This is a genomic window from Catenuloplanes sp. NPDC051500, assembly GCF_044454585.1.
Taxonomy (GTDB): Bacteria; Actinomycetota; Actinomycetes; order Mycobacteriales; family Micromonosporaceae; genus Catenuloplanes.
The window spans coordinates 119,002-131,961 of the sequence record NZ_JBITDX010000003.1; the positions used below are offsets into that span (position 1 = coordinate 119,002).

14 protein-coding genes are annotated in these 12,960 nt (G+C 71.4%); 5 read left to right on the forward strand and 9 right to left on the reverse strand.

Annotated elements, in window-relative coordinates; all coding sequences use genetic code 11:
* Positions 1 to 195 precede the first annotated feature (195 nt).
* The 7 genes from ACIA8K_RS07140 to ACIA8K_RS07170 form a co-directional block, all read right to left on the reverse strand.
* Positions 196 to 813 (reverse strand): hypothetical protein, encoded by a 618-nt coding sequence (locus tag ACIA8K_RS07140; protein ID WP_396055913.1) that lies wholly within the window; start codon positions 811 to 813, stop codon positions 196 to 198.
* Entirely contained in the window at positions 810 to 977 is a 168-nt protein-coding gene (locus ACIA8K_RS07145) for a hypothetical protein (protein WP_396055915.1), read from the reverse strand. The genes ACIA8K_RS07140 and ACIA8K_RS07145 overlap by 4 nt, the downstream gene beginning before the upstream one ends.
* The gene (locus ACIA8K_RS07150) at positions 977 to 1,555 is read right to left on the reverse strand and encodes a hypothetical protein (RefSeq protein ID WP_396055917.1); all 579 of its coding nucleotides are present in this window, start codon (positions 1,553 to 1,555) and stop codon (positions 977 to 979) included. Before ACIA8K_RS07150 ends, ACIA8K_RS07145 begins: the two co-directional genes overlap by 1 nt.
* Positions 1,555 to 2,076 carry a hypothetical protein gene (locus tag ACIA8K_RS07155; protein ID WP_396055919.1) on the reverse strand — a complete coding sequence of 174 codons (522 nt, stop codon included), beginning with the start codon at positions 2,074 to 2,076 and terminating at the stop codon, positions 1,555 to 1,557. Before ACIA8K_RS07155 ends, ACIA8K_RS07150 begins: the two co-directional genes overlap by 1 nt.
* Before the next feature lie 63 nt (positions 2,077 to 2,139).
* Complete coding sequence (locus ACIA8K_RS07160) at positions 2,140 to 2,508, reverse strand: hypothetical protein (protein WP_396055921.1); 369 nt, start codon at positions 2,506 to 2,508, stop codon at positions 2,140 to 2,142.
* Positions 2,509 to 2,593: 85 nt separating this feature from the next.
* Positions 2,594 to 3,028 carry a Pycsar system effector family protein gene (locus ACIA8K_RS07165; protein ID WP_396055923.1) on the reverse strand — a complete coding sequence of 145 codons (435 nt, stop codon included), beginning with the start codon at positions 3,026 to 3,028 and terminating at the stop codon, positions 2,594 to 2,596.
* Positions 3,025 to 4,557 carry a hypothetical protein gene (locus tag ACIA8K_RS07170; RefSeq protein WP_396055925.1) on the reverse strand — a complete coding sequence of 511 codons (1,533 nt, stop codon included), beginning with the start codon at positions 4,555 to 4,557 and terminating at the stop codon, positions 3,025 to 3,027. Before ACIA8K_RS07170 ends, ACIA8K_RS07165 begins: the two co-directional genes overlap by 4 nt.
* 119 nt (positions 4,558 to 4,676) lie before the next feature.
* On the opposite strand from ACIA8K_RS07170, the gene ACIA8K_RS07175 reads away from it, so the two are divergent.
* From ACIA8K_RS07175 to ACIA8K_RS07195, 5 genes are all read left to right on the forward strand, one after another.
* The gene (locus tag ACIA8K_RS07175; RefSeq protein WP_396055927.1) at positions 4,677 to 4,943 is read left to right on the forward strand and encodes a hypothetical protein; all 267 of its coding nucleotides are present in this window, start codon (positions 4,677 to 4,679) and stop codon (positions 4,941 to 4,943) included.
* A gap of 146 nt (positions 4,944 to 5,089) precedes the next feature.
* Positions 5,090 to 5,497: a GntR family transcriptional regulator gene (locus ACIA8K_RS07180; RefSeq protein WP_396055929.1), complete on the forward strand. Its 408-nt coding sequence runs from the start codon at positions 5,090 to 5,092 to the stop codon at positions 5,495 to 5,497.
* Between the two features lie 260 nt (positions 5,498 to 5,757).
* Positions 5,758 to 6,177 (forward strand): hypothetical protein, encoded by a 420-nt coding sequence (locus ACIA8K_RS07185; protein WP_396055931.1) that lies wholly within the window; start codon positions 5,758 to 5,760, stop codon positions 6,175 to 6,177.
* A gap of 408 nt (positions 6,178 to 6,585) precedes the next feature.
* Positions 6,586 to 8,256: a PP2C family protein-serine/threonine phosphatase gene (locus tag ACIA8K_RS07190; RefSeq protein WP_396055933.1), complete on the forward strand. Its 1,671-nt coding sequence runs from the start codon at positions 6,586 to 6,588 to the stop codon at positions 8,254 to 8,256.
* A 16-nt stretch (positions 8,257 to 8,272) separates the two neighbouring features.
* The gene (locus ACIA8K_RS07195; RefSeq protein WP_396055934.1) at positions 8,273 to 8,734 is read left to right on the forward strand and encodes a response regulator; all 462 of its coding nucleotides are present in this window, start codon (positions 8,273 to 8,275) and stop codon (positions 8,732 to 8,734) included.
* On the opposite strand, the gene ACIA8K_RS07200 is transcribed toward ACIA8K_RS07195, so the two are convergent.
* Positions 8,693 to 10,924 (reverse strand): ATP-binding protein, encoded by a 2,232-nt coding sequence (locus ACIA8K_RS07200; RefSeq protein WP_396055935.1) that lies wholly within the window; start codon positions 10,922 to 10,924, stop codon positions 8,693 to 8,695. The genes ACIA8K_RS07195 and ACIA8K_RS07200 overlap by 42 nt on opposite strands.
* A 4-nt stretch (positions 10,925 to 10,928) precedes the next feature.
* A complete protein-coding gene (locus ACIA8K_RS07205) occupies positions 10,929 to 12,920 on the reverse strand; it encodes an AAA family ATPase (RefSeq protein WP_396055937.1) in 1,992 nt (663 codons plus the stop codon).
* Positions 12,921 to 12,960 lie beyond the last annotated feature (40 nt).

A 12,960-nucleotide genomic window follows, 5' to 3' on the forward strand; every position in this document is an offset into this window, starting at 1 on the left:
GTCGATCCCCCCAGGTAGCGGTCTGGGGGTGGCCCGGCACGGCCGCTACTCCGGCGGGCCACCATCTCGCAGGGTATAACGCGCAGCCGTCGCCCGCCGTTCCTGAAGTGCCTCGACGCTGACCGATCGGCCGAATGAAGCAGCCGAAGGGCCGCACCCATCGGGCGCGGCCCTTCGGAGCGGAGTTCAGAGGCGTTACGCGGTGCGGCGATCTCGAACCCGCTTCAGCGCGCGGTCCACCGAACTCTGCGACGTTCTGAAACGCTCCATCGCATCGGCCCGGATGTCCTTGCGTGCCACGCCGTCGCGGTCGAGCCGGTCGACGTACTGGTCCAGGGATTCGGGCGGGCCTGCCGGATGCTGCCGGGCTCCCTGCTCGCCGTTGTCGTCGAGTGCGAGGTTGATCTCGTCGTCCTGGCGGTCTAGTGGATCTTCATCGTCGACCCGGCGATAGGCGCCGTCGCCGAGTTCGACGAAGCGACCGCGGCGTCGCCCGGTGGTGCCACCGGCTTTGACACCTGACACTGACACCGCTTTGACCTGTGGTTTCTTTCTGACACTGCCCGCGATGGCCCTCTTGGGGGAGGGGATCGGCAGCGTGCCGTTCTCCCGCCACCACTGGACGCCGCGGTGCATGGCCCACGCCAGGACGGCCGCGATCACGATCGCGATGGGGCCGCCCCACCCGCGCTGCGGCTCGCCTCCCGTTGTTGCCGTCGGCCCCGCGCTGGTCGACCCCGGTCCTGCGAGCGTGGCGCCGACGACGAGCAGCGCCGCGGCCCCGAGGGCGTACCACGTCAGCCGGCTCCTCACGGCTCACCCCGGGTGAGCGGCGTGTACGGGGTGCCGATGAACGCGACGAGGTCGGCGACCGGCCCGGGCGGCAAGAGCGGGCTGACCAGGCTGGCGACCGTGATCGTCAGTGTTACGGACAGCAGCACGAGCAGCGTGTTCTCGCGAACGAACTTGATCAGCATCAGATGACTCCGAACAGGAAACCGGGGAGCGGGGACACTAGGCCAGCGATGATGCTGTAGAGGCCGCGGGCGGTCTCGCCGACGAACCCGTAGGGCAGGTCGGTGAACATGCCCAGGGCGAGCGCGATGGCCCAGACCTTGGCGTTGAGCTTGAACTGCGGGGTAGTCGGCAGTGTCATCGCGACGAATCGACCCATCCTGGGCGTCTTCTCCGGGAGCATGCAGCCGATCGCGTAGATCCACAGCACGCCGACCAGGATGCTCACGACCATGTTGACGGAGGTGCCGACCAGCCGAGTGCCGTCAGCCGCTTCGAGCAGCTGCTCGATCACCCCGGACAGCGCGGTGATGGTCCACTGGTCGAGCGGTGAGCCGTCGAACCCGTCGTGGAGTGCGACCAGCGCGCACAGGAACGCGAAGCGGTCGCGGAACGAGTTCGGGCCGACGCTCATGTAGTCGAAGACGAACGCGATGACGATCACGGCGACGATGCCGGTCGGGGTCAGCACCGTTTCCATCTCGACGATCGATCCGGTTGGGTCGTCGGGGCGGGCGGGCAGCAAGCTGATCAGGCTCATCACGGCGCGACATCCAGGACCTTGGTGCCGTTGGCGTCGTACACCTCGAGGCGCGGCTGTGCGACCGTCTCGCCGGCGGCGAGCGCCTCTCCGACGAGCTTGTGCAGGGTGTGGCGGAGCTGGTCTGGCGCGTACGGTGACTTCAGGTCGACGGCGACCTCGTACCGGCGGCTGCGCAGCAGCTCGTACCGGCCGTCGAACAGCCGCACCCTGTGCACAGTTTCGCCGGGCACGCCGTAGCTGGTCATGTTCTGCTCCCCAGGTCGCGGCGACCGTCCGCGCCGCACGATCGCCGCGGCGATGACGAACACCGCGGCGGTGATGACTGCGCTGGTGACGTCGAGCAGCGCGATGGTGAGGGCGCCGACCGCCCACGCGGCAAGGCCGGCGAGCACCCACAGCGCGAGCAGCGCCCAGTCGGCGAACGGGCGCCGGGTGCGTGCCGGCGCCGGCACGCCGCCCGCGGGTTGCGTGATGTCGATCAGGTCGGGGTAGACGATGCCGTCGTCTCGGATCTGCATCAGATGGCTCCTGGAGTCGTATGTGCGCCCGCACGGCCGGGGAAGTGCTGCGCGGGCAGGCGGTCAGTGGTTGTGGCGCGCGAGGTCCCAGCAGCGGCGGTCGGCGTCGTAGGCGACCAGCCGCTCGTCCTCCAGCTGGCGCAGCAGCTCGCGCATGGGCGTCTCAGTGCGGTGGTCCGGGTGGCCGTTGCCGATCCAGCCGCCGCACTCGGCGGCAACCGCGAGCAGGTCGTAGCGCTCGTAGGCCTCGAACGACAGCTCGACCGAGAAGTCCCGCCCGAGTCGCTCGGCCGCAGACGTCGCGCTGTACGCAGCCGCGCGCAGACGCCGGGCACGCATACGGTCCTCGGTGTCCGCCCACACGGCGCCCTGGTCGAGTTCCTCGGCGGCGCGGGTAAGCCGGCGGATCAGCCGCCCGGTGTGCTCGTGCATGTCGGTACTCCTCCTGGGTTGGTACGGCCGGCGATCCGGCGGCCACCGCGTGCACCCGGGGCCAGCCCAGGCACCACGGCGGCCGTCAGAGCAGCCAGGTCGTGAGGGCGACGAGGATCGCGGCGGCCGGCGAGGTGAGCAGCAGGTCGACCGCGAGCCGGACGCGCCGGTGCTTGCGGACGGAGGCCTGCGAGAGCCATGCCACGGTCCGGGACTCGGTATCGCCGATCGGGTCGGGAGCGCGCAGGTCAGCGCGTATCTCAACGTGGGTCATGCGCGCCCAGCGCACGAACCCGTGGTCGCCGTTGAGGTTCGGGCGCAGCGCCAGCAGGAGCACGCCGACGGCGGTCAGCCACACTGCGGCCGCGGTCCAGCCGCCCGCGCGGACTGGGCCGGGCAGGGTGCCGATGGAGAGCCCGACCGAGGCGAGGGTGAGCATCGTGCCGGCGATCCCGGCCAGGGCGGTGGCCTTCCCGTCGGCGGCCGCGATCTGGGCCTCGGCCTGCTGCTGCGGGCTCATCGGTGGGCTCCTGTCGTCGTGAGCTGCTGCGTCCAGTAGGTGCGCACCGTGCGCACGGACATCCCGATCGCGGCCGCGACCTCGGCCTGCGTGGCGGTCGGGTGCTCCTCGCGGTACGCCGCGACCTGAGCCGCGGTCTCCGCGCTACTCCCGGCCGGGCGCGGCTGACGAGCCCGCGCCTCCGCCAGCTCAGCGGCCAGCTGGTCCGCGTGGGCGCGCGCCGCCGCGGTGTCGCCACGGGCCGCCGCGATCTCGGCCCGCCACTGCTCGGCCTGCCGCTCGGCACGTTGCGCGGCGTCTGCCGCCGTGCGCTGCCGCTCGGCGCGCTCGTCCTCGGCGCGCTGCCGGAGGTCGGCGATCTGCCGCTGCAGGGCGCCGGCACCCGCCGCTGCCGTCTGCTGCTGCCGCTCGGACTCCGCGGTCTGTCGCTCCAGCCGCCGCCGCAGATCGGCAAGCTCCGCTGCCGCTTGCCGCTGGATGGCGGCGAGCGCGTCTGCCGCTGCGGCGTCTGCCTGCTGCCGGTCGCTGCCGACCGCGCGGACTGCTGCTGCCGCTTCCTCCGCGCGCTGCCGCTGCCGGTCCGCGTCGGCGATCGCTTCCTGCCGCTGCCGCTCCGCCTCCTCAGCGGCGGCAGCCGCGTCTGCCGCCGCACGCTCGGCGGCGGCAACGGCTTCTGCCGCCGCGCGCTCCGTCGCGGCGAGCTGGTCGACCTGCTCGGCGGTCAGCGGCCGGGTGCGGGCCTCGGCGACCAGAGCACGCTGCACGCGCTCACCGGCGGCGGCCAGCATTTCGTCATCGGCCGCGAGGGACAGCCGGTGCAGGCGCGCGGTGAGTCGCACGACCCGTCGCCCCCGGCCGTCCGCCTGCGCCTTCCACAGAGCGAAGCGCACCCGGGTGATCCGGGCGACCATCTGGTCGCGGTCGACGGCCTCGCGATCGACCTTGCCCGGCTTGGCCAGCCCGATGGCGATGACCTGCTGACGCAGCCAGGGGATGACCATCCAGGTCAGCGCGTTCTCGTCGCGCGCCGCGTCGCCGTCGCCGGCGTTCGGCAGCCCCAGCTTCCAGATCAGTACGGCGCCGAGCGGCAGCACGAACCGCAGCGGGATCTCCACCAGCGAGTCCGCGCTGAAGGAGACGATCGTGCCGAGCACCGCGGCGATCCGCCATACCCATACCACGTGTTTGCGCTGCTCAACCGAGCCCTGCGGTGCGCGCTCGGCCGCGATCATCTCGCAGATGATCCAGACGTCGCCGGCTGCGAAAACGATCAGCGCGAGTGCCCGGCCGAAGTTGAGGTCCTGAGTCGCGACCTCCCACATGCCCTCCGCGCTCCAGATCAGGATCGCGATCTTCAGCCACCTGCGCAGCACCCGGTCCGGCCGGCCAGTCCGCTTGTCCGCGCGCTTCATAGCGATCAACGCGACGAGCACCAGGCCCGCGCCGACCGCGATCGTCACGGCGTCCTCATGCGCTCCAGCGAACCGCCAAGCGGCCGCGAGCGCGTCGAGGGTGGTCTCGATGTCCATGCCAGAGAGAATCGCACAGACTTGCAAGAGTTGCAAAGGTTGCAAGGATTGCGAGACTGTGAGGCGTGACGACTCTGGGGTACGCGACGACGCTGCGATCTGGGACGATGAGGCCGCTCGTGAGAGTTGGCAGAGTCGACAGGCAGGGGACCGCGGTGGAGCAAGACCGGTGGCTGAAGATCAAAGAGGTGGCCGCCGCCTGGACCGCCGCAGGGCTACCGGGCGGTGAGCACACGATCCGCCGCATGATCGACGATGGCGTCTTCGGCGATGTCCACCGCACCCGCGGCCGCTACCGGATGGTCCGCGAGTCGGCAGTTGCCGCCCGCATCCGGCAGGAGTTGCCGCCTCCTGAGAGCGGCGGCAGCGACGCCGCCGGCAGTTGACCGGCTTGCAGGCGGCAATGGCGGCGACGTCTCGCAAACAAGTCCCGTTCAGCCGTTGAGCAACCCGTGCGGCCTCCACTCCGCCAACAAGATCCACACCTAGGTCCACAGGCTGTCCGCGCGCAGGCCGCTCCTACGGTCGGTCGGTGATCGAGCGCGGTTCTGAGGTGCCACTGCACCGGCAGTTGGCCGCGCTCCTCGCCGCCCAGATCGAGGGCGGACTCCCTCCGCCCGGGTACGCCTTGCCCTCCGAGTCGGAGCTATGCCGCCTGCATGGCCTCGGCCGGACCACCGTTCGCGCCGCCCTACGCCTTCTTCGCGAGCGGCGCCTGGTCGTCACCCGAGACGGATACGGCACCCTGGTGCGCGTGCCACCGGATCGCGAGCTGGTCGAGATCGGTCCAGGCGACGAGGTGATCTCGCGAGCCCCAACACTTATTGAAGAGGGCGAGTTAGGACTCGACGAACTGGAGCAGGTCGTTGAAATCACGACGGCCGATGGCGCCACCCGTCGATATGGAGCGGACCGCGTCCGGGTGTGCGTACGCCGCTGAGCTGCCGATAGATCCACACCTGTACGTACAGGGCTGACCGTACAGGTGATTTAGCACACACGTTCGACGCGCAACCGCTGCTGAGCGGGTGGTCAGTCAGCGCCATTCAGTCATATTCACAGGATGTTCCTTGCGCGTCGCGCTGCGTAGGGCCATTCTCTGAGACCTGCGGAAGCCGAAGATCCTTTCGGCGAACGCCGTTCCACCGGCACGGGGGCGCCGGGCGGGCAGTCGTAAGACGAGCGCAACGGAGGAATCGCATGTCCATCGACAGCAGGGCCAAGGGTGCCGCACTGAGCCTCAGCGCCGCCGGTATCGGGTCCGCCGTCCTGATCACGATCGGCTCGACCGAACCGGACGCCCTGCCCTATTCTGTCTACACCGCGCTGGTCGACTGGATCGGCGCCCTGATTGTCGTGTCGGCCGTCCTGTGGCTGTCAGTCGTTACTCAGCCGGTGGCTGGCCCCGACTCCAGCAAAGCGATCATCGCGGAGATCGGACGGCTCCGGGCCGCTGAGCGCGAGGCGGAGCAGCGGCACGTCGAGGACATGGCCGCGCTCCGCCGCGATCTGCTCGCTCGGCTCAACGACGCGCGATGGCAGGGCTACGCATCCGCGCTGGGCGACCTTGGTCCGGGCAACAACGCAGAGGTGATCAACATCCGTCACCCCCGAGCGTAATGTTGCACGGACTGTTGCACTGAACCTGTCTGAAGGGTCATGAACCAGCCTGACGCGTGGGGCCTGTGCAGGGCTATTCATATCCCTGCACAGGCAAGCAATCCACTTTTAATCCATAGGTTCGGGGTTCGAGTCCCCGGCGGCCTACCTATCTGGTTGCCCCCTGTCCGCTGAAGGCGCGGACCGGGGGCATTCCGCGTTCCCGCTCCGGGCCGATCCCCGGGAACCCCACGGTCTGGTGGGTGTGTCGCGTGGGATTCTCGCGGTGGCGTGTTGCTTCGCTCGCGTAAACCTACGAGCGTTCAAGATCATTGAAGGCCTTCAGGCGCCGGGGTACGGGTTTGAGCGCGGGCTCTGAGGGTCACGTTGCTTGTCGGGTGGCGGCTGTGATGGTCGGAGGTGGTGGGCGTGGTAGACGGGCAGCGGAGCTGGGCCGAGGCGTTGCATCACCTGTGGCGGGCTACGGGAGCCATCACCGATCGTGAAGAGCTTGCCGAGCTGGTGTTGCCGCCGTTGCAGGAGCTTCCGGGGGTCGTGGCGGTGTGGGGGCTGCGGCACCGGGTGAGTGACGGGGCGGTGGCGGAGTACCGGTGGACCGGGGTGCCGCTGGAGAGTGAGCCGGATCGCGCGGCGGCGCGGCGGCTCGCGGTGTGGCATGACGGGGATGCGGTGGTGGTCGACCTCGATGAGGACCACCAGCTTGCGAGGCGGGGTGGCCACCGGGTCATCGCCGCGGGGTTCGAGGTGCCGGGCGAGGCGGCGGGGACGTTTCTGCTCCTCGTCGAAGACAGCGCGAGTGTGGAGCGGCTGACCGTCTGCCTGTGGCAGGTGATCGATGTCACGCGGGAGGCGATTTCGCGGCTGAAGCGGCGGCGGGCCGACGCGGACCAGCAGATCCGGGACGCGCTGTTGGCGGAGGCGTCGCTGCAGATGGACGCGGTGCTGGATCCGGGCCAGACGATGCACCGGGTGGCGCGGATGACCGTACCCGCGATCGCTGAGGGGTGTCTGGTCTATTCGTGCGACGGCGGCGACCTGGAGTTGCGCAGCGCGGTGCACGTGGACATGCGGCGGATGGCGGCGCTGCTTGCGGACGGGGCGGCCGGGACAGGCCTGCGGGCGCTTGCCGAGCGGGCGGTGGCGGGCCAGGTGGAACGGGTCGACGCGGCCGGCGCGGAGACGTTCGGGGCGCGTCTGCTGCACGCCCAGGTGCTTCGCGCGCGGGACCGGGTGCTCGGCGTGCTGCTGTTCTTCTTCGACCGGCACGAGAGCCGGCTGCCGCACCCGTCGTTCCTGCGGGATCTGGCGCAGCGGGCGGCGCTTGCGGTGGACAACAGCGAGATGTACGAGCGCCGCCGCCGCGAGGTGGTGACGCTTCAGGAGCATCTGCTGCCGGGGCGGCTGCCAGCGGTGCCGGGGATGGGCGTGGCGGCGGCGTATGCGGTCGGGGACCGGGCGCTGGACGTCGGCGGCGACTTCTACGACCTGGTGCGGCGCGCGAACGGCGTGGTCGCGGCGCTGATCGGCGATGTCTGCGGGCGTGGGGCCGCGGCGGCGGCGCTGACCGGCATGTCCCGGCACACGCTCGGCACACTGCTGCAGGAGGGCGTGTCGCCGGCCCGTGCGCTCGGACGGCTCAACTCGGGCCTGCGCCGGGACGAGTCGTGGCGGTTCGTGACCGCGGGCGTGGCACTGCTGCGCGAGACGAAGGCGGGGCTGGGCGTGCAGTGGACGTCCGCGGGGCATCCGGCGCCGCTTGTGGTGCGCGCGGACGGCCGGACGGAGAGCGGGCGCGGCGGTGGCATGGCGCTGGGCATCATCGACGACGCGCGCCTGGGCCGGTCTCGGCTGGTGCTGGCGCCGGGCGACACGCTGCTCATGTTCACCGACGGCCTGACCGAGAGCCGGGACCGCCAGGGCCGGATGTTCGAGGACGTGGCGCTGCACGAGACCGCGCGCCGACTCCGGGACGTGCCGGTCGACGTGCTGGTCCGCGAGTTGAGCCAGGCCGCAAAGGATTTCGGTACGACAGGCGCCGACGACATCGCAGTCCTGGCCGTCCGAGCCGAACAGCGGTGACCACCAGTGAACAGCGGTGACCAGCAGTGAGCAGAGCGGAGCAGCGGTGCACGAGGAACTGATCATGGTGGTGGAGGACTCCGACGAGGACGTGGAGGCGATCGACCGGGCGATCGGCCGGTCGCACCCCGGCACCCGCCTGGAGTTCGTCAGGTCCGGTGCGGACGTGCTGCCCCGGCTGACCGCGGACGGCGCCACCCGGCCCGGCATGGTGCTGCTGGACCTCAACATGCCGGGCGAGAGCGGCCTGGACGTGCTGCGCCGCCTGCGCGCCCACCCGGACCTGGCCGATCTCACGGTCGTGGTGTTCACCTCGTCGGAGGACCCGGCCGAGGCGGACGCCTGCTACGCCGCGGGCGCGGACAGCTACATCTACAAGCCGATCAACTTCGCGTTGTTCCAGACCGTGCTCCGGCAGACGCTCGACTACTGGCGGTCACGGAAGGACGGCCCAGATCGTGGTGCCGCCGCCGGGTGAGTCCTCGGCCCAGACGCGGCCGCCGTGCCGTTCCGCGATCCGGCGCACGATGGCCAGACCGGCGCCCGAACCGTCGGCCCCGGCGACCCGGGGGTGCAGGCGGCGGAACAGCTCGAAGGCCTGCTCGCGCAGGTGTGCGGGCATGCCGATGCCGTTGTCCCGGACGAAAACCGCGGGCTCGCCGCCGACAGTCGTGGTGCCGACCTCGACCGTGCGGGCGCCCTCGGCGCGCGCGTACTTCGCGGCGTTCACGAGCAGGTTGACAAGCATCTCGTCGAAGAGCACCGGGTCGGCCCGGACGGTGGCGCCGGGTGTGACGGTGACCTGCACGGCCGCGTCCTCCAGGCGCGGCCCGGCCACCTCGAGCGTCTTCGCCACTGCCACGTCCAGGTCGATCTCCTCGCGGCTGAGGTCGGTACGGCCCAGCCGGGAGTAGTAGAGGATCGCGTTGAGCAGCTCGTCCATCCGGGTGGCGAGCCGCTGGATGGAGGCGAGCCGGCGGGTGGTCGCCTCGTCCATCCGGCCGCTGTTGTCCTCGACCAGGAAGGTGACCTGGTTCGCGATCCCGCGCAGCGGTTCCTTGAGGTCGTGCGCGGCCGCGTGGGCGAACGAGTCCAGGTCGACGTTGCTGCGGCTCAGCTCCGTGTTGAGGGTGGAGAGGCGGCGGCTGTGCGCGAGCGCGACCTGCACGATCGCCCGGCCCAGCTCGACCGCCATCGCCAGGTCCGTCGTGGTCCAAGGCGCGCTCCGGCCGCGTACCGTGGCTAGGAAGACCGCGGTGGAGCCACGCGGCGTCAGACGCTGCCCGTGCGGTCCGAGCACCACCGGCTGGTCCGGGTCGGCGGCCCAGCGGCGCGGCACGGTGCGCTCCCGGCGCAGCCAGACCACCCGGTCGCCGGTGTCGGTAAGTGACAGCACAAGCACCCCGTCGACGGTGCCGGAGAACGCGGCCATCGCCGGCAGTTCCTCGCCGAGCCGGTCGCTGTGCCACGACTCGCCGGCCGGGATCGGCGGCAGTGCGGCCCAGAGCGCGTCAAGCACCTCCGGGCCCGGGTCGTCGCCGTGCAGGACGGACTGGCCGTTCAGGTGCACCACGACCGTGTCCGCCTCGACGACCTTCTCCAGGCCGGCCGGGTCGGTCCAGGTGAGGATCAGGTTGTCCGGGATCGGCTCGATCAGCCGGGCGATCAGGCCCCGGGACTGTTCCCGGGCCGCGGCCTCGTCCCGTTCGCGCAGCGCGGCCAGGTGCAGCGACAGTGCCACGCCGAAGAACTCGCAGGCCGCGCGCAGTTGCGGGCCGAGCGTGTGCGGTGCGCGCCCGTGGCAGGCGATCAGTCCCCACAGCCGGCCGCCGGACAGCAGCGATACCGACATCGACGAGGTGACGCCGATGTTCCGCAGGTACTCCAGGTGGAACGGGGAGACGGTGCGCAGCACGGACAACGACAGGTCCAGCGGCTCCCCGGTCTCCGGAATCACCTCGGGGACGAGCCGCGCGGTCGCGTCGTCCACGTCCGCGATCATGCGGATCCAGTTCTTCTCGTAGAGCCGGCGGGCCTGTGGCGGGATGTCCGTCGCTGGGAACCACAGCCCCAGCCACGGCTCCTGCCCCTCGGCCAGCTCCTCCGCGATCACCTCGCCCGGCCCGTCCACCGACTCGAACCGGTAGGCGACCACCCGGTCGAAGCCGGTGATCGCCCGGATCTCCCGGACCGCGGCCCGAGCGGCGTCCGCCACGGTCGTCGCCTGCTGGAGCCGGACCAGCGCGGCCCGGATCAGCGGGTAGAACGCGGTGAACGCGGCCGGCGCGGGCGGTTCGAACTCAAGCACCAGCAGGCCGTCGGCGCGGTGCACGGTGACGTCGAGCCACACACCGTCCAGCTGCACCGGCATCATCGCGGTCTGGCCCGCGTCCGCGTCGGCCAGCGCGTGGAGCGCGGCCAGCTGCGCGTCGTTGAGCAGCCCGCCGGCCGGAGCGCCGAGAGTCGCGGCGGGCCCGAGCAGCGCGACCGCGTTCTCGCTGGTGACCGCGATGGTGCTGTCCCGGAACGCGACGAGCGCACCGTAGGACTGGACGCCGCCGAGCCGGTGGATCGGCTCACGCACGCAGTCGGAGAGGTCGAACGTGGTGCCCGTGTCCCGCTCGGCCGCGATCGTCCGGTCCGTCAGCCATGATCCGTCGTTTGTCACGCCCTCAGACTTCCAGCTGCCAGAGCCGCTCGGCCACCCGTTCGACGCCACGGGTCAGGTGTCGCCGGTACGTGCTGAACGGCACGCCCAGTTTCTCGGCCGCCGCCTCCTGGGTCGGGGCCCGGTGGAAGTACGTGGTGGCCAGCGCGCGGTGCAGCTTTCCTTCGCGGGCGTCGTCGCGCAGCGAGTCGACCGCCTCCACGATCAGGTCCCGCAGCGTCTGCACCGGGCTGCCGCCCCGGTCGCCGATCAGATGGGTGCCGAGCAGCGGGTTGTTCTCAAGTGCGTCCGGCAGGTGCCAGTTCTTCAGCGCGTCACGGACCGCCGCGTCGAAGTCGGCCCGGGACAGCACAGTGAACGCGGGCCGGCCGGGCAGCGCGTCCGGGCCGAAGAGCAGGCGCGCGTTCAACGCGGTGATCCACGCGTCGACCGGCAGCGCCCGCCAGTCGTGCCCGAACACGCCGTGCGGACGCCCTCCGATCATCGTCCGGCCGCCGCCCGCGACCGGGTGGTGGTCGGTGAACGCCATCAGCGGGAGCAGCCGGTCCGGCTCCGGGACCACCACGAACGACCAGGCCAGGCGCGCGGACCGGAGCCACGCCTCCAGGACCTGCATCTGCATGAGGATGCCGGTGTCCACCGGGCGGCGGTCGATCGGCGGGTGCAGGTAGCGGGTGATCAGCACGTGTTCGCCGGGGCGGGGCGGCGCGGCCTCGGCTGCGGCCCAGGCGAGCGCCACTGCCGGGTCGGCGGCCAGCTCCACCGGGTCCGGCTCGGTGAGGCGCAGGTGGACGGCGAATGCGAGCAGCGCGCCGTCGGAGGTGCGCCGGTACGCCGTGAACGCCTCCGGCCGCCGCTCCAGCCAGAAGCGGATGATCTCCGAGTCCGCGCCCAGATCCCGTACCCCCGCGTGATCCTGGGGTTGAAGCGGCGTGGCCTGGACCTCGCCCTCCTCGCGCACCTGCCCGATCTGGTACGGCGCGAGCACGTCGTCGGCGCGCAGCAGGTGCCACAGCGCGCGCATCGCGGGCCGGACGGCCTCGCCGGACGAGGTCCGCGCCCGTTCCAGCAGATAGGTGGCGACCGTGTGATGCATGCGCTCGTAGCCCTGCGGGTCGCGCCAGCGCAGGTCGGCCTCGAGCGCGCCGCGGACCACGGCGTGCGGGTAGAGCCCGTGCCGGTCCGACTCGATGAACGGCAGCCGGCGCAGCCAATCGAACACGGTGGCCGCCCGGTCCCCGACCATCGCCCGCAGCAGCTCCTCGGTGGTGCTCTCCGCGTGCGCGCTGACCTCAAGCGCGTGCCGGTGCGCTGCGGACGGCACCTCGCCGATCAGCTGGTCGATGAGCGTGGTCAGTACGTCCCGGGACGGGGTCCAGCGGGTGGCCGCGGCGTCCCGGGCCGCGGAGGAGGCGGCCAGGCTGAGCGCGAGCGGGTGGCCGCCGGCGAAGGTGAGCACCGAGTCGCGCAGCGCGTCAGGTACGCCGCGCAGCCGGAGCAGCTCGGCCGCCTCGTCCGGGTCCAGGTCGCCGAGCGTGGTGACGCGCAGCAGCTCCGACCAGGACACATCGGACGCCCAGAGCGGGTCGGGCGGCTCCTGACCGGCGAGCACCGCGACCGCGCCGGCCGGCAGCTTCGGCAGGAACGTCTCACGCATCCAGCCTTCGAGGCCCTGGCAGCGCTCGAACGAGTCGACCAGTAGCACGGCGCCGGCGGAGACCTCCACCTCGAAAGCGGCCGGGTCCGCACCGCCGCCGTCGATCTCCACCACGGTGCGGCCGGCGTCGCGTGCCTCGTCCGCGAAGCGGCGCAGCAGCGTGGACTTGCCGACACCTGCCGCACCGTGCAGGTAGAGCACCGCATAGGACCCCGGGACGCCGGCGAGCGCGTCCCGGAAGTGGATCAGCTCACGACGGCGGCCGACGAACGACTGCTGCCGGGCGGCCCGCAGGCGCTCCGCGAGTCGCGCGACCGAGCGCCCGCCTTCGTGAACCATGAAACGATTATCACGAATCGTGATCGACGACCGATCGACG